Genomic DNA, 19,561 nt, shown 5'->3' with positions numbered 1-19,561 from the left:
CGTGGAAAGCGACTCGATCGTCAGCGGGTTCAAGCGGTACTTCGACCTCTCCCAGCGCACCGGGGAACACCTGGAGGACATCCAGCATCTTCGCTACCAGGTGTACTGCAAGGAGTTCGGCTTCGAGCGGGAGGAGGATTGCCCGGGCCACAAGGAGGTCGACGCGTACGACGCCCAGGCCTGGCACTGCCTGCTGGAGCACAAGCCCAGCGGGATGGCCGCCGGCTGTGTGCGCGTAGTGCATGTCGACACCCGGGACCCGATCGGACAGCTGCCCATGGAGCGCCATTGCCACGACAGCTTTTTCGACACCCCCTGGCGCCCGGACCGGCTGGAGCGCGACAACGTCTGCGAGGTGTCCCGGCTCGCCGTGCACAGCATGTTCCGCCGCCGCAACGGCGAGGCCGCCACCCCGATCGGGGACATCGAGGCCCTGAAACTCTCGCCCGACCAGATCCGCGTGTTTCCGATCCTCGCGGTCAGCCTGTTCGTGGCCGCAACCCTGCTCTGCGTGCACTACCGCAAGCAGCATGCCTTCGCGATGATGGAGCCGGCCCTCGCCCGCATCCTGCGGCATACCGGGCTGGAGTTCACCCAGATCGGCGAGGTCGTGCACTATCATGGCAAGCGCGCGGCGTTCTACATCGACTCCGGCGAGGCACACGAAAGCATCCAGCGATCGAGTGCCCTGAGCGAGCTGTGCCGGCACGTGGAGTCGACCTTGCTGCGCGCCCCGCGTGTTCCCCCGGCGGTGACATCCGCGCAGATGCTCCGCTTCCCGGGCGCTGCCGGGTGCCCTGTCGTCCGCCCGACCGGCCGGACACACCTGCCGCTACCCGCACGCTCGCAACCGGGACTCAACGGGTTGGCACATTGAGTTCCGGGTTCGACTACCAGACGGCCTTCGCACGAACGGTTGGCTGGGTGACGCCGGCCGAACTGCAGCGGCTGCGCGGCGCCCGCATCGCGATCGCCGGTCTTGGCGGGGTCGGCGGCGCCCACCTGCTGACCCTGGTGCGCCTCGGGATCGGCCATTTCCGCATCGCCGACCCCGACATCTTCGAGCTGCACAACATGAACCGCCAGGTCGGCGCGGCCCTGTCGCGGCTGGACCGACCCAAGGTCGAGGTGCTGGAGGAGATGGCCCGGGACATCAACCCGGAACTCGAGATCGACGCCTTTGCGCAGGGCGTCCACGCGGACAACCTGGAGGCCTTCCTCGACGGCGTGGATGTCTACGTGGACGGCCTCGACTTCTTCGCCTTCGACATCCGGCGCCAGGTCTTCCGGGCCTGTGCCGAGCGCGGGATCCCCGCCGTCACGGTGGCCCCGCTCGGCATGGGGGCAGCCCTGCTGAACTTCCGCCCCGACGGGATGAGCTTCGACGCCTACTTCGACCTGCACGACGACCTGGACGACGAGGAACTGGCCCTGCGCTTCATGATCGGTCTGGCGCCCGCGATGCTGCAGATGGGCTACCTGGCCGACCCGACAGCCGTCGACCTGGCGGCGCGCCGCGGCCCCTCCACCCCGATGGCCTGCGACCTGTGCGCCGGGGTGATGGGCACCGAGGTGCTCAAACTGCTGCTGGGGCGCGGTACGCTGACCTGGGCCCCGCGGGGCGTGCACTTCGACGCCTACCGCCAGCGCCTCGCCCGCACCTGGCGCCCCGGGGGCAATCGCAACCCGCTCCACCGCCTGCTGATCCGGATCGCCCGCCGGCGACTGCGCGCCCAGCGCGCGCACCAGCGGGCCGCGAACCCGGAGGTACAATGACGCCATGATGAACCGGACCGCCATGTTCCTCGGCGCGGGCCTCCTGCTCGCGGTGGCCACCCTGCCGGCCACGGCGCTGGCGGAGGAATCCGCGGCGCGCGAGCTGGCCCGCGCCGTCCACGAGCGCCCGGACGGGGACGATGCCGTCACCCGGGGGATCATGACACTCACCGGCGGCGGCCGCCGCGAGCGGGTACGCGAAAGCTACGAGTACCGCCTGGATGGCGACGAGCCCGGTGCCAGCCGCAACCTCATTCGCTTTACGTCGCCGCGCAACATTGCCGACACGGCCATCCTGGTCCACAACCACCCGGGCGGCGATGTCGACCAGTGGCTCTACCTGCCCGCGATCCAGCGCGAGCGCCGCATCAGCAGCGAGAACCGGGGCGGCAGCTTCGTTCAGTCCGAGCTCTACTTCGAGGACCTGGAAGACCGCGAACCGCACAAGGACCACCACCGCATCCTGGGCGAGGATACCTACGAGGGCACCCCGGTCACCGTGCTCGAGAGCGTGCCCGTGGACAGCGGCAACTCCGTCTACAGCAAGCGGGTCAGCTGGATCCACGAGGAGACCCTCCTGCCGCTGCGTATCGACCTGTACGAAGGGGGCGAAGAGCCCGCGAAGCGCCTGGAGGTACAGCGGATCGAGGAGATCCAGGGCTACTGGACGGTAACCCGCAGCTCCATGACCGATCTTGCCAGCGGTCGCACCACCATCCTCGAGGTCGAGGACGTGACCTACAACAGCGGTCTCCCGGACGAGCTATTCACCCTCCGCGGCCTGTCGGACCCGAGCCTTGCGCGCCCCTATCGCCCATGAAGCGCCCACGCCCCGGCCCGGGGGATGGCGCGCCACGGTGCTCGCCGGGCTGCTGGTGCTGGGGCCAATGCCGCTGGCCGCCGCGGCGCCGGCCCCCTATACCGTGCAGCCGGGCGACACCCTCTGGAGCATCGCCCGCGATCTGCGCCCCGATCCGTCCGTCCGCATCCAGGCCATGGCGCAGGCGCTGTATGCCCGCAACCCGGATGCCTTTGACGGCGGACCCGAGGGCCTGAAGGCCGGGGCGACGCTACAGCCGCCCGCGCCGGACGAGCTTGCGCGCACCGAACCCGCGCCCATCCCGGGCGCCGGCAACTACTACACCGTGCGCGCCAGCGACACCCTGTGGAGCGTGGCCGAGCGCCTGCGCCCGGACCCGCGCATCCCCACTCGGGAGATGGTCCAGCGCCTGTTCGAACACAATCCGCACGCCTTCGACGGCGACGTGCATACCCTGCGCGCCGGCGCGGTGCTGCAGGTCCCGGACATGCCCACGGCTGGGTCCGCCGCTGCGCCCGTCGCCGTCGCCGACGCATCCTCCGCTCCCGCGAGCGACGCCGCGCCTGACACTCCGGCACCGTCGCGCGACACCCCAAACGGTGATGCCGAAGACGAAGCACAGCGCGCGTTCGTATTCGGCGAGGAGTCGGCCGAGGATGCGGACGCGGACACCCAGACCGGCGCCGCCGCCTGGGACCTGCGGGTAGAGGACGCCCGCATCGAACTGGGCGTGCTGGGCACATCCGGGCGCCCCGTGGACCATGTGCAGCACGGTCGCGGCGTGGTCAGTGCCCGCCGCGACCTGAACGAGGCCTGGGAGCTGCGCCTGGGCGCGCGCGCGGACATCCAGGCCCAGCAGGGCGGCGACTACCCGAGCACCACCCGCGCACGCGCCGACTATGACGAAAATTTCCTGCGCTACCGGGGCGATCGTACGCGCGTCACCGTGGGCACCCAGCGCATCCTGTGGGGACGGGTGGACGAGATCCCGCCCACCGACCGGCTCAGCACCAAGGACCTGACCCGCTTCGGCCTGGACCCGTACGGCGAACGGCGCCGCGCGAACCCGGCGATCCGCGCGGAATTCTTCCAGGGGCCGTGGCATGCCGACCTGGTCTTCCTGCCCCTGTTCCGGCCGGCGGAGCTGCCTGACCGTGACAGCCTCTGGCACCCGGTGGACCGCAACCGCGGACGCCTGCTGGGGCTTCCACAGGACCCGGCGCTGGCGCCGGTGATCCAGCAGGCCGCGCTGGACGACGATGTCTCCGGCAACGGCGGCGCCGGCGTGCGCCTGGGGCGCTCCGGCCGCGGCGCCGATTTCGCCGTCACCGTCCAGCGGGCCCGGCATTCGCAGCCCTACTACCGCTTCGATACCGACACCCGCCAGGCCATCCTGGCCGGCCAGCCACCCGGGGACCCGACGCTGGAGGCCGTCCACCCGCGCACCTGGGTGGTGGGCGGCGACACCGCCTTTGCCACCGGCGCCTGGACCTGGCGCGCCGAGGCCGCCTGGCTGAGCGACGTGCCGGTGACCCGCGCGGATGACCTGCGCCAGACCACGGTGGAGGGGGTCGACTGGGTGGTCGGCGCCGAGGGCTTCCCCGGAGACGGGGACTTCCGCATGACCACCCAGCTGGCGGGCCAGCACCTGCTGAACGCCGGCGACATGCTGGATGCGCGCGAAAGCTACTTCCTGACCGGAGAACTGGAGAGCCCGTTTGCCGACTACAACTGGCGGGCACGCCTGCGCTATTCGATCGGGCTCAACCGCCGCGACGTCTATCTGAACCCGGAACTGGCATGGATCGCCCGCGAACCCATGGAATTCTATATCGGCCTGCACTGGCTGGACGGGGCCGAGGGCACGGCCGGGGGCTTCTACCGCGATAACCGCATGCTCGTCACCGGCTGGCGGGGGCAGTTCTGATGCGCTGGCTGCTGGGGCGCCCGCGACTGGCACTGGGCATCCTGGCCCTGCTGCTCCTCCTGCCCGGCCCCGTTCTCCTGCAGGTCAACCTGGATAACGCCCCCGAGTCCTATTTCCCCGAGGACGCCGCGGCCGTCACCTTCGATCGCGAACTGCGCGAACGCTTCCCTCAGGATCAGGTACTGGTCGGCCTGTTTACCGGCAGCGAGCTGTTCGAGGCCGATTTCCTGCAACGCATCGACGCGCTGGTGCGCGACATGGAGGCCGATCCGAGCGTCGAACGGGTCCTGTCGGTCACCACCCTGGACCACATCCGGGCCACGACCGACGGCTTCACCGTGGACCGCCTGGTGGACGGCCGCGCGCTGAACGAGCGCACGGCCGATGAATGGCGCGAGCGGGTCTTGCGCGACCGCTTCGCCCCCGGCCTGGTGGCCGGCCCCGGCGGCGAGGCGCTGGCGGTGGTTGTGCGCCCGCACGCGCTGGAAAACAGCCTGCAGCGCCTGCAGCTGGAACGCCTGCTCCGCGACCGGATCGCCGAGCACGACCTGGAAGGCGATCTGACCGCCATCGCCGGCCATATCGCCCTGGATGTCGCGCAGCTCCGGGCGATGGTCAAGGACCTCGCCTTCCTGGTTCCGGGCACCATGACCATCAGCCTCCTGCTGCTGTGGTGGCTGTTCCGGCGCCCGCTGGTGGTCGTGCTGTCCGCTTCCACGATCAGCGCGGTCACCGGGCCCGCGATCGCCCTGCTGATCCTGCTCGACCGGCCGTTCACACTGATCTCCGCCATCCTGCCGCCCCTGCTGACCGCATTGACGGTGGCGATGCTGATGCACTTCTTCAACGCCCTGCTGCATGCCGCGCAGCGCGGCCACCGGGGACGCGCCCGCGTGGAGGCGGCGCTGGCCGCCGTGGCCCGTCCCACCGCGTTCATGGCGCTGACCACCGCGGCGGGGCTGGCGTCGCTGCAGGTCAGCAGCATCCGGCCGATCGAGACCTTCGGTCTGATCGGGGCCTTCGGCGTGCTGCTCGCCGCGGCGGTCGTGCTGCTGCTCCTGCCGGCGATCATGGTGCGCTGGGATCGCGGCGACTGGCTCGCCCCGCAGCGCGGCCTGCGCCTGCTCGACCGCTTCACCGCGCTGGCGGCACACCTGGCGATCCGCCGCGCCGGCTGGGTCCTGCTGGCCACCGCCATCCTGGTGGCCCTGGCGATCCCACAGATCCGGCAAGTCGAGGTCGAAACCGATCTCTACGCCTTCTTCGACGACGACCACTCGATCACCCAGGCGACCCGCGCGGTGGAGCGCGAACTCTCCGGGGTAATGGCGCTGGAGGTGGTGTTCGACGGGCCGGACTGGGACAGCCTGCAGGACCCGGAACGGATGCTGGCCATCCAGCGCGTGCAGGACTGGCTGGACCAGCGCCCCGAGGTGGACTACAGCCTGTCCCTGCCGGATCTCGTCGCCGAGATGCACTGGGCCTTCAACGAGGAAGACCCGGCCTTCCGGCGCATCCCGGACGACCCCAACCTGGTCGCCCAGTACCTGTTCATCTACGACGGCCGCGACCTGTTCGATGCCGTCGACCGCGACTTCGAACGCAGCCGCATCCTGCTCAACCTGAACGCCCACGGGGCGCGGGCCATCAACGCACTGATGGACGATCTGCGCGACCACCTGGAGGCCAACCCGCCGGCCGACCTGGAATGGGACATGGCCGGGATGGCCCGACTGTTCGCGGACCAGGAGCGGTTACTGATCGAGGGGCAGCTGCACAGCCTGTATGCCGTGGCCGCGATGATCACGCTTCTGATGCTGCTGATGTGGCGCTCGATCCCGCTGACCGTCCTCAGCATGATCCCCAACCTGGCACCGGTGGCGATGATCTTCGCCCTGATGGGCCTGCTCGGCATCTGGCTGGACATGGCCACGGCCATGATTGCCAGTGTCGCCATCGGGATCGCCGTGGACGACACCATCCACGTCCTGCACAACTATCGTCAGCGCCGCGGGCGGGGCAGCCCGGTTGCCTGGGCGCTCGCCCGCAGCTTCCGCCGCAGCGGGCGCGCGATCACCGCCACCACCATCGTGCTGGTGGGCCAGTTCCTGCTGCTGGCCCTGTCCGACTTCCAGCCCACGGCCGCCTTTGGCTGGCTGACCGCCTTCGGGCTGATCGCGGCCCTGCTGTTCGACCTGCTGGTCCTCCCGGCCCTGCTGGTCGTCGGGCACCGGCTCGCGCGGGCCCGCGCGGCCTGACCGAGCCCCCGGTCGCGCCTCTGGCGGCCGGCCTGTCGAGATGCTTTACAAGCCAAGTAATCCGAACAACCCTCTGTTTTTGCACATTCTTTACCGGTTTCTCCGGTTTCGGGCGTCCTGACGGCCTCATCCAGCCGGCCCGCTCGTCGACACCCTTTACAGTTCCCCGGCCACAAGACCCTCCTGCGATCACGCGGTCCATGGCCCATCAGCTGACCCTCAATTTAATACTTTACTTTCAATGCCTTGTGAGCCCTCCGCCCCGAGCCCGGAAATTGGCACGGAGCCTGCTTTGTATTCAACCGAAAGCAACAGACACGGCCACCAGGCCAGACCCCGGCGATGGTTGAATCGCTGTAAATTGAGCATCAGGAGAGCCCCAATGAACGCGAAAAAAGTACTTCTCGCTTCGCTCTTTGTCGGCATGTTCGCCGCCGGCGCGAGCACGGCGACAGCGGCAGAGATCATCGACTTCGACATCAACCTCGACGCCACCACGAACTACAGCGGTTCGGTCGAAAACGTCCGCCGCATCCAGTTCGACCTGAACACCCAGACCTTCCAGTACGTTCAGGACCCCGGCAACCCGGTCCAGGTCGGCGATGTGTTCTATGACCGTGGCTACGGCGATGCCTCGTCCTACCGAACCTCGCTCGGCGGAAATGCTTCCCAGACCGGGCCTGACTTCCTTGGCACCACATACTCCATGGGGCTCATCTGGGATGAACTGCGCGGGGTGGTCACCGGCACAAACACCGTCGGCGGCAACTACGTGGTCAACGCCAACTACACCTCGGTAGGCACCGACAACTTCCAGCTCTTTGTCTCTGCTCCGAACACCGGTTTCGGCCAGGACTATGAAGCGGCGCAGGCCCACTACAGTGCCGGCGAACAGGTGATGGAACTGGCCCTGAAGTCCGGGAACAGCATCCTGGAGTTCGACAGCGCCGGCGGGGACTTCATCGAAGGGACCTTCACCTTCGAATTCCAGGTCGTGAACGTACTGCCGGGCTTCTGGTTCACCGCCGACGGCATCGACTTCGCCGATCTGCTGGAGGACGAGGAAGGCGCCCCGACGTTCATCGTCTCGGCCTTCGCCAGCGCCGGCACCATCCAGGAACCGGGTCCCGTGACCTTCTTCGGCGATGACGCCAACAACGTCTACGGCGACGAGCGCGAAGGGCAAAGCCTCTTCAGCGAAACCCAGTCCACCCATGACGGCAGCCTGCGCTTCGCGGTGCCGGAGCCGGGTACCCTGGCGCTGATGGGCCTGTCCCTCCTGATCCTGGCGGGCTTCATCGGCGTCGGTGGCATGCGCCGCCGCTCCAACAGCACCCAGCGCCAGGCCGCATAACACGCACCACCAACAGCCTTGGTGGCCACCCCCCCCTGTGGGGTCACCGAGTTAAGGGCTCCCTCCGCGGAGCCCTTTTTTCTGCCCGCCCTCCGGCCATACGCCAGACCAACACCCTGGATGCCCTACCCCCAAGGTTCCCCCCCGGTCATCCCAACCACAGCGTTCCCCCAGACCCCGTCATCCCGGCCGCAGCGTCCCCCCACACGCCGTCATCACGGCCGCAGCAAAGCGGAGCGCCGGGATCTCCCGTCCCTGCCACCGACGCCGTGCAGGCCCCGGAGATCCCGGATAACCGCTACGCGGTTTCCGGGATGACGAACAGGGAGGTGCGCGGTGGAAACATCCTTGTAGGAGCCTGCTTGCAGGCGAAGCCCCTGCCAGAGTCGGGCACGGGCAGGAGCATTCGCCTGCAAGCAGGCTCCCACAGGGGTCAAGGGGTCACATCAGGACATCCGGATTCCCCACCGCTGCACTCCCCCACACTCCGCCATCCCGGCCGTAGCGAAGCGAAGAGCCGGGATCTCCCACCCCCGCCACCGACGCCGCGCCAGCCCCCGGCAGATCCCGGCAGATCCCGGATAACCGCTGCGCGGTCTCCGGGATGACGACAGCGAGGTGCGCGGTGGAAACATCCTTGTAGGAGCCTGCTTGCAGGCGAAGCTCCTGCCAGAGCCGGACGCGGGCAGGGGCATTCGCCTGCGAGCAGGCTCCTACAGGGGACGGAACAGGGCATCCAGATTCCCGGCCTCATACCCCCACACACCGTCATCCCGGCCGTGCAGGCGTACGGGCAGGCATGAAAAAAGGGGCTGCCTGTGGCAGCCCCTTCGAACGTCGGACCTCTTCGGGCTTACAGGCGGTCGAGCAAGGCCTCGGCGTCGGCCCGTTGCGGGAAGGCGTCGTGCGCATCCAGCAGTTGCCGCAGGCGGTCGGCGGCGGCGTCGCGTGCGCCCTGTTCGCTTTCCGCCCAGGCCAGGTGGTACTGGATGCCCGGATCCTCCGGAGCCAGCTCGTGCGCGCGACCCAGGATATCCGCGGCCTCGGCCGGCTCGCCCGCGTGGATCAGCACCACGGCCAGCGTATCCAGCACCGGAGGCGCCTCCGGGGCCAGTTCGGCGGCCCGGCGCGCGTGTCCGAGCGCCTCTTCGGTCTCGCGTTCACGCAGGGTCCAGGCCAGGTTGTTGAGGGCAATCACGTCGTCCGCATCCTGCTCGACGATGCGGCGGTACGAGGCCACGGCGCCCGACTCGTCGCCCGTTGCCATTTGCTGCGCCGCATAGATGTGCCGGGTGGCCAGGTCCTGCGGGTGCTCGTCGAGCCAGCCTTCCAGCGTGGCCTGGCCGGCCTCGAACTCGCCGGATTCCCGTTGCGCCCGGGCCAGTTCATGGACCCAGTCCCGGCGCTGGGCGCCCGGGTCCGCCAGCGCGGCCCGGTAATGCCGCACGGCGGCCGCGGCATCATCCCGCTGCAGGGCCGCACGTCCCAGCAGGGCCTGGACCTCGCTGCGATCCTCGAAGCGTTCTTCCAGCCGCTGCAGATGCGGCCGGGCGTCCTCCGTGCGCTCCTGGTTGACCAGCCCTCGAGCCAGCAGCACGCGGGCCCGGTAATGTTCCGGCTGGCGTTCCAGCAGCTCGCGCAGCGTGGCCTCGGTGGCGGCCTCGTCACCGGCCTGCGCATGCGCGCGGGCCAGGGCAAGCCGAAGGTTCACATTGTCCGGCGCCTGCTCGACGGCCGCCTCGAGACTGGCGACCGCGGCATCGGGCCGATTGAGCGTCTGCTGGACATCGGCCAGCGCATACAGCAGGTCGGGATTGTCCGGATGATGTTCACTCGCGGCCTCGAGCGTCTCCAGTGCCTGCTCGGGGCGGCCGCCCTGGAGCTGGATCTGGGCCAGCGCGAGATGCGGTGGCAGCATCTCGGGCTGTGACTCGATCGCCACCCGAAACCAGCGGGCGGCGCCCTGCTGGTCCCCGTCCTGGAGACTCAGATTGGCCAGGCGCTGCGCGGAGCGGGCATGCCCGGGGTGGCGATCCTGAATCGCTTCCAGGACCTCCCGTGCCGCGCCACGGTTGCCGGCCTGCAATTCCAGGCTGGCAAGGTTCATCGCCACGGAGATATCGTCCGGGTCACGTTCGACCCCTTCGCGGAACGCGGCGCGCGCCTCGTCGGTCCGGCCCAGTCCCATCAGGGCGGCGCCCTGGAGACTCAGCGGGCCGGCGGCCTCCGGCTGCAGCTCCTGCAGGCGCTGGGCGCGTTCCAGCGCCTCGTCATAGCGACCCGCCTGCAACAGGTAGAGCACCATGGTGGTATCGACCTGTTGCGCCGTAACCTCGCCGCCACCGGCGGCACGCATCACGTCCAGGCCTTCCTCGGTCTCGCCACCCCGGAGCAGCGCCACCGCCAGGAGTTCCTGCAGGCCCTGAGAACCGGGGCTCGCGGCCACGGCATCGCGCAAGGCCTCGATCCCGGCATCGGAGTCACCAGCCACCAGCAGCAGGCGCCCGCGCAGCTCCGCCATGTCGGCGGAATCGCCGGTGTAGTCGCGGCTGACCCGGTCCACGAACCGCAGCGCATCCTCCACCCGATCCTGTTCCAGATAGATCGCCGTCAGGGTACGGATGCCCTGCAGCGATCCCGGGCTCTCCTGCACATGGCGGTTCAGGTTGTGCTCGGCCTGCTCCAGATTGCCCAGGCTGCGATGCGCCAGGCCAAGCCCCAGTAATGCGGGGCTGTAGGTGCGATTGCCGGCCACGGCCCGTTCGAAACTCGCGCGCGCGTCGCTGTAGCGTTCCTCCTGCATCAGGAGCATCCCGTCCAGGTAATGCACGCCGGGATGCGACGAGCCACCCTGCATCAGGCCGTCGACGTCCGCCCGCGCCCCTTCATAATCGCCGGCATTCAGGCGCACCATCGCGCGCGCCATGTAGTCACGTCCGGAAGCCGGGCGCACCTCGATGGCCCGGGTGAAGGCCTCTTCCGCGCCCTCGGAATCGCCGGTGATACGGCGGTACTCGCCCAGCAGGCTCCAGGCATGCGCCAGCTCGGGGTCCTGATCGAGCGCCTGTTCGAGGGACGCCATCGCCCGCTCGGCATCACCCTCGGCCATCGCCAGATGGGCATGCGCCAGGGCCTGCAGCGGCGCCTGTTCGGCCGCATCGACCTGTGCCAGCTCGGCCTCCGCGGCGTCGCGCTCGCCCACGGCGGCAAAGGCGACCGCCCGCAGCGCGTGCAGCCGTGGCCGCTCCTCGGCGGCGAGATCCTCCGGCACCGACTGCGCCCGGATCCGCGCGAAGCGGTCGGTCGCGAACCACGCCTCGGCCAGCGGCAGCGCCACCTGCGCCTCCGGGATACCGAGCGACTGCGCCCGTTCCAGCTGGCGGCGGGCCTCCTCCGGGTTGTCCAGCTGCAGATACACCACGCCGAGACTGCGGCGCGTGGCCGGGGCATCGGTGTTCAGTTGCAGGGCGTTGCGATACTCGATGCGGGCGCCCCGGTAGTCCCCCTGTTCCTGCAGGGCCTGGGCACGGTCGAGGTAGTCCTGTTCGCTGGCCGTCCCGATCTGGTCACAGCCCACCAGGCCCACGCCGGTGGCCAGGACCACCGCCAGTGCCAGCGGCTTCAGGCGTCCCGGCAGTATCCCATTGTGACGGGGCCGGGCCGGGCCGGATGCTTGTTTCGTGTATCGGGTAGTCACCATGGTGTGCCTCATCTGAGCCCGTACTTGTCGAGCAGGCCGTAGAGCGTTGGACGGGTAATGCCGAGGGTATCGGCCGCCTGGGCGATGTTGCCGTTGCAGCGGCCCATCGCCTTGATCACGGACTGGTATTCGGCCCGGTCGCGGGCCTCGCGCAGACGCTCCGGCGGCGCTTCCTGGTCGTGGTCCTCGAGCCCGAGGTCCTCCGCGGTCACCAGGTTGCCGTCGGCCATGATCACGGCGCGCCGGATCAGGTTTTCCATCTCGCGCACATTGCCGGGCCAGGGGTGGCCCTCGATCGCGCGCAGCGCGTCGGCGGTAAAGCCGCGGCGCGGCTTGCCCTGCTCGCGCGCGAAGCGCTCCAGCAGGGCGTGGGCCAGCAGGGTCGCATCCCCCTGGCGTTCGCGCACCGGCGGGATGTCGATACTGATCTCGCTGATGCGATAGAACAGGTCTTCGCGGAAGTCGCCCGCCCGGATCAGGGCCTGGAGGTCCTGATTGGTGGCGCCGATGATGCGGACATCCACCGGGATCTCGTTGCGCCCGCCGAGGCGCTCGACCGTGCGCTCCTGCAGGAAGCGCAGCAGCTTGGCCTGCAGGCTCTGCGGCAGGTCGCCGATCTCGTCCAGGAACAGCGTGCCCTTGTCGGCATGCTCGATCTTGCCGATGGTCTGGCGCGTCGCGCCGGTGAAGGCACCTTTCTCGTAGCCGAACAGTTCGCTCTCCAGGAGGTTCTCCGGGATCGCGGCGCAGTTGATCGCGACGAAGCGCTCCTTCGCGCGGTTGCTGAGGTCGTGGACGGCGCGCGCCAGGACCTCTTTGCCGGTCCCGCTGTCGCCCAGCAGCAGGACGGTCGCGTCGGAGGGCGCCACGCGCTCCACCATGCGGCAGACCTGCAGCATTTGCGGATCCGAGGTGATGATCCCGGACAGCGAAGAGGTGCTGCCACGGGCCAGCCGGCGGTTCTCCTCCTCGAGTTCGTACAAGCGAGCGGCGCGGTCCACGATCAGGCGCAGGAGCTCGGCATCCACGGGCTTGATGTAGAAATCGTAGGCCCCCAGGGCGACGGCCTTCAGCGCGTTCTCGCGATCGTCATTGCCGGTGACCACGATCACCTTGACCCCGGGGTTGAACGCCAGGATCTCCTCCAGCAGCGCGAGGCCCTCGGTGGCGTTGGCCGGGTCGGGGGGCAGGCCGAGGTCCAGGGTGACCAGCTCGGGCTCGTGCCGGCGCATATGCGCCATCGCGCTCGCGCGATCCTGGGCCTGCAGGATCTCGTAGCCGTCCAGGCACCAGCGCAACTGGCTTTGCAGGCCGGCGTCATCCTCGACAATCAGCAGCTTGAGCATCGACTCCATTACTTTGCACCCGGCCCCGCGAGGACGTGATGGTGAACGGCACGAAGACGCCTCATGTGCCGTACCGTGGCAGACGCAGCGTGAAGGCGGTCCCCTCGCCAACGCGGCTGGATACATCGATCCGCCCACCCATCCGGACCACCAGGTCCCGGGCCTCGTACAGGCCAATGCCCATGCCGGCGTTTCCCTTGGTGGTCTGGAAGGGGCGGAAGAGCCGCCGCCGGACGAAGTCCTCGTCCATGCCCGCCCCGTTGTCCTCGATTTCGATGATGGCCCATTGATCCCGGGTTTTCAGGGTCATGGTTATATCGCCGTTATCCGGCGTGGCCTCCTGTGCATTCCGCACCAGGTGCAGCAGCACATTCCGCAGTGCGTCGCGGTTTCCGAGGACTCCGGCGCTGGCCTCGACCGTGACCCGGGGCACCGGCCGAACCTCGCGGCTGTCGTGCGCGACCTCCTCCAGCAGGGCGTCCACCTCGATCGCCTGACGCGGGCTGTCGGCCCCCGGCTGGGCCTTGCGCAGCTGGGCCAGGGTGCGCTCCAGGCGCTCGCGGGCATTGCCGACGGTGCGGAAGGCATCCGCCACGAACTCGGGATTGTCGCGGTGGCGCTCGGCGTTGGCGCTGATCAGGGACAACTGGGCAGAGACGTTCTTGAGATCGTGGACCAGGAACGCCGCCAGCCGATGGAAGGTCTCGAACTGGCGCGCCTCCAGCAGGGCCTCGTCGGTCTGGACCAGCGCCACGTACACGGCGAGCTGGCGGCCCGCGGTCTTCAGCAGGTCGCGCTCCTCCCAGTCGATGCGATGCCGCGCCCGCGGCTGGGCCAGCACGACAAAGCCCTCCAGGCCATCGCTTTTCAGCAGCGGCACCACGGCCCAGTGGCGCGGGTTGTCCACCAGCCAGGCCGGCAGCTCCAGCCCGTGATAGAACGTCGGATCGCGGCGAAACTCGTCGATGTCGATCACCCAGCCGGAGCGCATCAGGAATGCCACCAGGGGATCGTCCGGTTCCAGCGCCGGGTACTCCGGCTCGCCCAGGTTCAGCACGCCGTCGAGGGCAAAGCGGCCGTCGTCGCGATGGACCCAGAGCAGGCCACCGGGGCTCTCGACCAGCTCGCCGATGGCCTGGATCGCCCGCTGCCGGAACGGGGTCTCGTCATCGGTCTGCGCGAGGGTTCCGGTAAAGCGCAGCCATTCCTGGCGGTAGTCGTAGCGGTAGTTGAAGAAGTGCTTGGCCAGCCATACCCGCAGCTGGGCGCGGACGCTGCCGGAGAAGAGCACCACCGCCAGCAGCAGCACCGCCCCGAACAGGAGGGTCACCTGCAGCAGGGCACCCAGGTCGCCCCCGTGGTGGCGCAGGTAGTAGCCCGCGCCGCCGACCGCCAGCAGGTACAGCCCGGCCCCGATCAGCGACGCGGTGTGAAACAGCAGGTGGCGCGAAACCGTGGGCCCCTCGCGCTGCGGCAGGCGCCGGCTCACCGAAATTGCCAGTAGCGGGACCACCAGCGCATTCACGAACCCGCGGGCCTGCCAGGACGGGCTGTCGATGGTCTGGAACAGCACCAGGTCCGCGAACAGGAACAGGTCGAAGGCGAACAGGCCGCCCAGACCCAGGCACAGGAACTTGATCTCCCAGCGGTTCTGCGGCGGCGTGTTGCGGTAGACCTGTTCCACCAGCACCAGCCCGGCGATCGCCATCAGCAGCGTGGCCAGCCCCGGCCAGATCGCGCCCAGCAGCTGCGGCCACAGCATCGGCACCAGGATGAACAGCAGAAAGGCCGCGACGCCACTGGCCCACCAGCGCAGGGCGCGCGGATCGACCCCCGGGCGGCTTCCACTGCCCGCGAGCAACGCCAGCAGGAGTGCGAACCAGCCGGCATTGCGCGCCACCTCCATCACGCCGCCGGAGATCGCCGCGCTGGTCCCGTACTGCCAGGCGAGAAAACCGAGGTAGCCCGCCCAGCCCACCGACAGCAACGCGGCCAGGACCACCCACAGGCCCGAGGGCCGGTTGCGCCAGCGCACCAGGGTCACCACCGCCAGCACCAGGAACGCCAGTGCCGCTGTCAGGTAGCCGATCGCGGCCAGGGGAACACTGGTCATTACGGGATCAGCGCGCGCCGCGGCCGAACAGGACGACCTTGACCGTCTCGATCAGGATCAGGACATCCAGGAACAGGGTGTGATTCTTCACGTAGTACAGGTCGTACTGCAGCTTCTGCCGCGCGTCCTCGACCGAGGCCCCGTAGGGGTAGCGCACCTGCGCCCAGCCGGTAATGCCGGGGCGGATCGAGTGGCGCGCCGGGAAATAGGGGATCTGCTCGGTCAGCTGTTCGACGAACACGGGCCGCTCCGGGCGCGGCCCGACGAACGACATGCTGCCCTGAAATACGTTGATCACCTGCGGCAGCTCGTCGATACGCAGCTTGCGGATGATGCGCCCCACGCGGGTCACGCGGTCGTCGTCGCGCACCGCCCAGCGCGCCACGCCATCGACTTCGGCGTCTTCGCGCATGCTGCGGAACTTGCAGACCTCGAATGGCACATTCCCCAGCCCCACGCGCGTCTGCCAGTAGAACACCGGGCCGCGGCTTTCCAGCTTGATGGCCAGGGCGGTGACCAGCATCACCGGCAGGGTGGCCAGCAGTAGCATCGAACTGGCCAGCACGTCGAAGGTCCGCTTGATGGCGTTGCGGGACCAGTGCTGGCGGAATCCCTCGCCGAAGATCAGCCAGCTGGCGTTCAGCGAGTCCAGTTGCACCCGCTGCTGTTCGCGCTCGAAGAAACTGGACACATCGGTGACAGCCACCCCGTTCAGCTTGCACTCGAGCAGCTGCCGGACGGGCAGGTTGCCCCGTCGGTCGCGGATGGCGACCACGATCTCGTGGGCCCGAAACTCGCGCGCCATCTCCAGCAGGCTCGCATCGCAGCCCAGCTGTAACTGGCGCGCCGGATCCTGCGGGCAGTCCTTCTCGCCCTCGGTGGCGATGTAGCCCAGCACCCGGAACGGCAGGTCGTCCGGGGCCTTGTCCGGGTGGACCGTCTCGATCGCGCGGGCCCGGCTGCCGGTACCCAGCACCAGGATGCGGCGCTTGAAGGCGTCGGCGTCGGAGAAATTGCACCAGAGGGTGCGCTCGGCAACCAGCCCGGTCAGCAACAGCAGCACCCCGCCGCCGACCGCCGTTGGCGAAAACAGTGCCGCCGGCACCAGGGCCCCATACAGGAGCAGCAGCCCGCCCACGAACAGCAGCGCCGGCACCAGGCGCAACAGGGAGCGCAGCGTGCTGCGGGTGGCCAGATAGTCCGACTCGTACAGGCCCGCCAGGGTGAGCACCAGCAGGACGACCAGCGTCGCCGCCACCAGCTCCGGGTCCAGCAGGCTGAGGGCCTCCGGCTGGAAGGGCGGCAGGCTCAGCACCAGATACAGGCACAGATACGCCACCAGCAGTTCCGCGGTCGCGAGCATCAGCACGCGGCGGCGTATGTAGTGGCCGAAGATGCGCACGACTAGCCCTCTCGCCGAGGCGCTTGCGCAGCGGGGTTGTGCGTCCTTGTCAGGGGGTCCATGTCTACCGTCCCCGATCCCGCAGCGTGGCGGCGACGGCTCCCCGGCGGCGCCTCAGCGCCGCGCGCCCGGAACCCGCCCGTCGCGCCCCGGGCTCGTCAGAAGCGTCGTTCCGGAATGATCAGCGTGTCGCCGGGCAGCATGTCCACGTTGGCCGAGATGTCGCCGCCATTCACCAGGTCGTCCAGGCGCACCCGGTACTGCTTGCGCTCGCCGTCCTCGTTGCGCACGATCACCGCGCGATTGCCGGCCGCGAAGTCGGTGATACCGCCCACCGCGATCATCACGTCCATCACGCTCATCTCCTCGCGGTACTGCAGCGCCTGCGGCTCCGCGGCCTGCCCGATCACCCGGATCTGGCGGCTGTAGGGCCCGGCGAAGCCGGTCACCATCACCGTGACGATCGGATCGCGCAGGAACCGGGAGAGCTCCTCCTCCATCGCCCGCGCCAGTTCGGTGGGCGTCTGGCCGCTGGCCTGGACATCCTCGACCAGCGGGGTAGTGATCTGCCCGTCCGGGCGTACGGATACGCCGGTGGAGAGATCCGGATTGCCACGCACAGAAACCTGCAGGGAGTCCCCGGGACCGATGATGTACTGCTCGATCACCGTGCGCTCGATGGAGGTCGGGGCATCCGGAAAATCGGTCGTGGCGCAGCCACCCAGGATCAGGGCCGGCAGCAGGAAGGCGAACCCGAACTTCGGCCCGACCTTTGAAGCATGGATCAGGGACATCGCGACTCCCCCTTGGACATTTCTGACGGTTGTTTGGAGGCTTCACCCGACCGGGAACCGGGCCCGCACCGCACCCCGAAGGCCGCGATACCTGGCTACGCTTACCGGGAATACCGGATTCCACAAGCAACTTGATGTTAGGCCCCGGTTGTGAACAGAGTCCACGTAAGGCCTTCATTCCCGGCGGCTCCTGACTAACGTTCGCGTTACGGCGCCGCCGGGCCGTCCTGCTACCGCCAACAAGGGTGCCCCGTGGATTTTCTGTCGCTGCGTTTTCTGGCCGACTGGCTGCTGCTCCCGCCCAGCGGGCCGCTGCTGCTGGCCCTGGCGGGCCTGCTGCTGATGCGCACCCTCGCGGGCAAGGCGCTGCTGATCACCGGGCTCCTGCTGACCTACGCCTTCAGCCTCCCACCCGTCAGCCACGCCCTGATGGCCCCGTTGCAGGCGCCCTGGTCACCCCCCGACGCGGCGGCACTGGAACGCGCCGAGGCGATCGTCGTGCTCGGCGCCGGCTACCGCAGCGGCGCCGTCGAGTTCTCCGGCGAGACGGTGAACGACCTGGCCCTGGTGCGCCTGCGCTATGCCGCCGCCCTGCACCGGCGCACCGGCCTGCCGGTGGTCGCCACCGGCGGCGGCCCGGACGATCGGGAACCGGAGGCCCGCTGGATGGCCGAGGTGCTGGAGGAGTTCGGGGTATCGCCGGTGTGGCAGGAACCGCGGGCGCGCGACACGCAGGGCAATGCCCGCCACTCGGCCGCGCTGCTGCAGGAACACGGCCTACAACGCGTGCTGCTGGTCACCCATGCCCACCACCTGCCGCGCGCCACGGCCGCGTTCGAACGCGCCGGGCTGGAGCCCATCCCGGCGCCAACCGGGGCGTTCGTCGCGCATGACACGCGGCTGTCGTTAGGCGCCTTCAAACCCCAGGCTAACGCCATGCGCACGAGCTGGCTCGCCATGCACGAGTACCTCGGTATTCTGTGGTATCGCTGGCAATACGGCCGTCACCCGGCACCACCCGACCCCTGACGCGCCCCGCCAGCCCCAACCCACAGCGACCGGGGGCGATGGATGAAACTGCTGGTAACGGGCGGGGCCGGCTATATCGGCAGCCATGTCCTGCAGCACCTGCGCAGGGCGGGGCACACGGTCACCGTGTACGACAACCTCAGCACCGGCCACGCCTGGGCTGTGGGGGATGCCGAGCTGGTGGTCGGCGACCTGGCCGATACCGAAGGCCTGCGCGACACCCTCGCGCGCGGCTTCGACGGCGTGCTCCACTTCGCCGCGCATATCGTCGTGCCCGAGTCGGTCGCCGATCCGCTCAAGTACTACGGCAACAACACCCGCAACACCCTCAACCTGCTACAGGCCTGTGCCGACACCGGCGTGCGCCATTTCGTGTTTTCCTCCACCGCCGCGGTCTACGGCATCCCCGACACCGTCTCGGTTGCGGAAGACGCACCGCTGCAGCCGATCAACCCCTACGGCGCCTCCAAGATGATGTCCGAGCGCATGCTGATGGACCTGGGCGCCGCCTCGGACCTGCGCTACGTCAGCCTGCGCTACTTCAACGTGGCCGGCGCCGCCCCCGACGGCCACCTGGGGCAGGCCACGCCCGACGCCACCCACCTGATCAAGGTCGCCTGCCAGGCCGCCACCGGCCAGCGCGACGGCATCACCGTATTCGGCACCGACTACGACACCCGCGACGGCACCTGCGAACGCGACTACATCCACGTGGAAGACCTGGCCGCCGCCCACCTCCGCGCCCTGGAACACCTCGACGGCGGCGGCGACTCTCAGGTGCTCAACTGCGGCTACGGCCACGCCTACAGCGTGCTCGAGGTGATCGACGCCGTGAAACGCGCCAGCGGCGTGGACTTCCCCGTCACCCTGGGCCCGCGCCGCGAAGGCGACCCGCCCGCCCTGATGGCCGACGCCCGCCGCATCCGCCAGACCCTCGCCTGGGAACCGCAATACGCCGACCTCGACCAGATCGTCCGCCACGCCCTCGCCTGGGAACAGAAGACCGCGCTGCAGACCGCCTGACCCGCGTTTCCCCAGCCGC

The 19,561-nt window shown here is 69.1% G+C and carries 13 protein-coding genes; 8 read left to right on the top strand and 5 right to left on the bottom strand.

Annotation, left to right across the window (positions count from 1 at the left end; translation table 11 throughout):
• The first annotated feature begins 1 nt into the window (after window position 1).
• The 6 genes from C996_RS0106270 to C996_RS0106245 all read left to right on the top strand — a co-directional run bounded on the left by C996_RS0106270 (window position 2) and on the right by C996_RS0106245 (window position 8,135).
• Entirely contained in the window at window positions 2-877 is an 876-nt protein-coding gene (locus C996_RS0106270) for a PEP-CTERM/exosortase system-associated acyltransferase (protein ID WP_018866600.1), read from the top strand.
• On the top strand, window positions 874-1,776 hold the full coding sequence (locus C996_RS0106265; RefSeq protein WP_018866599.1) for a ThiF family adenylyltransferase: 903 nt from the start codon (window positions 874-876) through the stop codon (window positions 1,774-1,776). The genes C996_RS0106270 and C996_RS0106265 overlap by 4 nt, the downstream gene beginning before the upstream one ends.
• 4 nt (window positions 1,777-1,780) lie before the next feature.
• Window positions 1,781-2,596 (top strand): outer membrane lipoprotein-sorting protein, encoded by an 816-nt coding sequence (locus C996_RS0106260; RefSeq protein WP_018866598.1) that lies wholly within the window; start codon window positions 1,781-1,783, stop codon window positions 2,594-2,596.
• A 37-nt stretch (window positions 2,597-2,633) separates the two neighbouring features.
• Window positions 2,634-4,523, top strand: a complete 1,890-nt coding sequence (locus C996_RS0106255) for a LysM peptidoglycan-binding domain-containing protein (RefSeq protein ID WP_018866597.1) — start codon at window positions 2,634-2,636, stop codon at window positions 4,521-4,523.
• Complete coding sequence (locus C996_RS0106250; RefSeq protein WP_018866596.1) at window positions 4,523-6,781, top strand: RND family transporter; 2,259 nt, start codon at window positions 4,523-4,525, stop codon at window positions 6,779-6,781. Before C996_RS0106255 ends, C996_RS0106250 begins: the two co-directional genes overlap by 1 nt.
• A 382-nt stretch (window positions 6,782-7,163) precedes the next feature.
• Window positions 7,164-8,135, top strand: a complete 972-nt coding sequence (locus C996_RS0106245; RefSeq protein ID WP_018866595.1) for a PEP-CTERM sorting domain-containing protein — start codon at window positions 7,164-7,166, stop codon at window positions 8,133-8,135.
• Window positions 8,136-8,988: 853 nt separating this feature from the next.
• Here C996_RS0106245 and prsT read toward each other — a convergent pair.
• The 5 genes from prsT to C996_RS0106220 all read right to left on the bottom strand — a co-directional run bounded on the left by prsT (window position 8,989) and on the right by C996_RS0106220 (window position 17,490).
• Window positions 8,989-11,835, bottom strand: a complete 2,847-nt coding sequence (gene prsT / locus C996_RS0106240) for an XrtA/PEP-CTERM system TPR-repeat protein PrsT (protein WP_231367136.1) — start codon at window positions 11,833-11,835, stop codon at window positions 8,989-8,991.
• A gap of 8 nt (window positions 11,836-11,843) precedes the next feature.
• Window positions 11,844-13,181, bottom strand: coding sequence for a PEP-CTERM-box response regulator transcription factor (gene prsR / locus C996_RS0106235; RefSeq protein ID WP_018876712.1), 1,338 nt, complete (start codon window positions 13,179-13,181; stop codon window positions 11,844-11,846).
• Between the two features lie 61 nt (window positions 13,182-13,242).
• Window positions 13,243-15,294, bottom strand: a complete 2,052-nt coding sequence (prsK, locus tag C996_RS0106230) for an XrtA/PEP-CTERM system histidine kinase PrsK (RefSeq protein WP_018866592.1) — start codon at window positions 15,292-15,294, stop codon at window positions 13,243-13,245.
• A 7-nt stretch (window positions 15,295-15,301) separates the two neighbouring features.
• Window positions 15,302-16,696 carry a TIGR03013 family XrtA/PEP-CTERM system glycosyltransferase gene (locus tag C996_RS0106225; RefSeq protein ID WP_018866591.1) on the bottom strand — a complete coding sequence of 465 codons (1,395 nt, stop codon included), beginning with the start codon at window positions 16,694-16,696 and terminating at the stop codon, window positions 15,302-15,304.
• Window positions 16,697-16,854: 158 nt separating this feature from the next.
• Entirely contained in the window at window positions 16,855-17,490 is a 636-nt protein-coding gene (locus C996_RS0106220; protein WP_018866590.1) for an XrtA/PEP-CTERM system exopolysaccharide export protein, read from the bottom strand.
• Window positions 17,491-17,742: 252 nt separating this feature from the next.
• Here C996_RS0106220 and C996_RS0106215 point away from each other — a divergent pair, with 252 nt between their 5' ends.
• Window positions 17,743-18,519, top strand: coding sequence for a YdcF family protein (locus C996_RS0106215; RefSeq protein WP_018866589.1), 777 nt, complete (start codon window positions 17,743-17,745; stop codon window positions 18,517-18,519).
• A 42-nt stretch (window positions 18,520-18,561) separates the two neighbouring features.
• Entirely contained in the window at window positions 18,562-19,542 is a 981-nt protein-coding gene (gene galE / locus C996_RS0106210; protein WP_018866588.1) for a UDP-glucose 4-epimerase GalE, read from the top strand.
• Window positions 19,543-19,561 lie beyond the last annotated feature (19 nt).

It is taken from the genome of Thioalkalivibrio sp. ALE25 (genome assembly GCF_000377285.1).
Lineage (GTDB): Bacteria > Pseudomonadota > Gammaproteobacteria > Ectothiorhodospirales > Ectothiorhodospiraceae > Thioalkalivibrio.
This window is presented reverse-complemented; position numbering and strand designations above follow the sequence as displayed.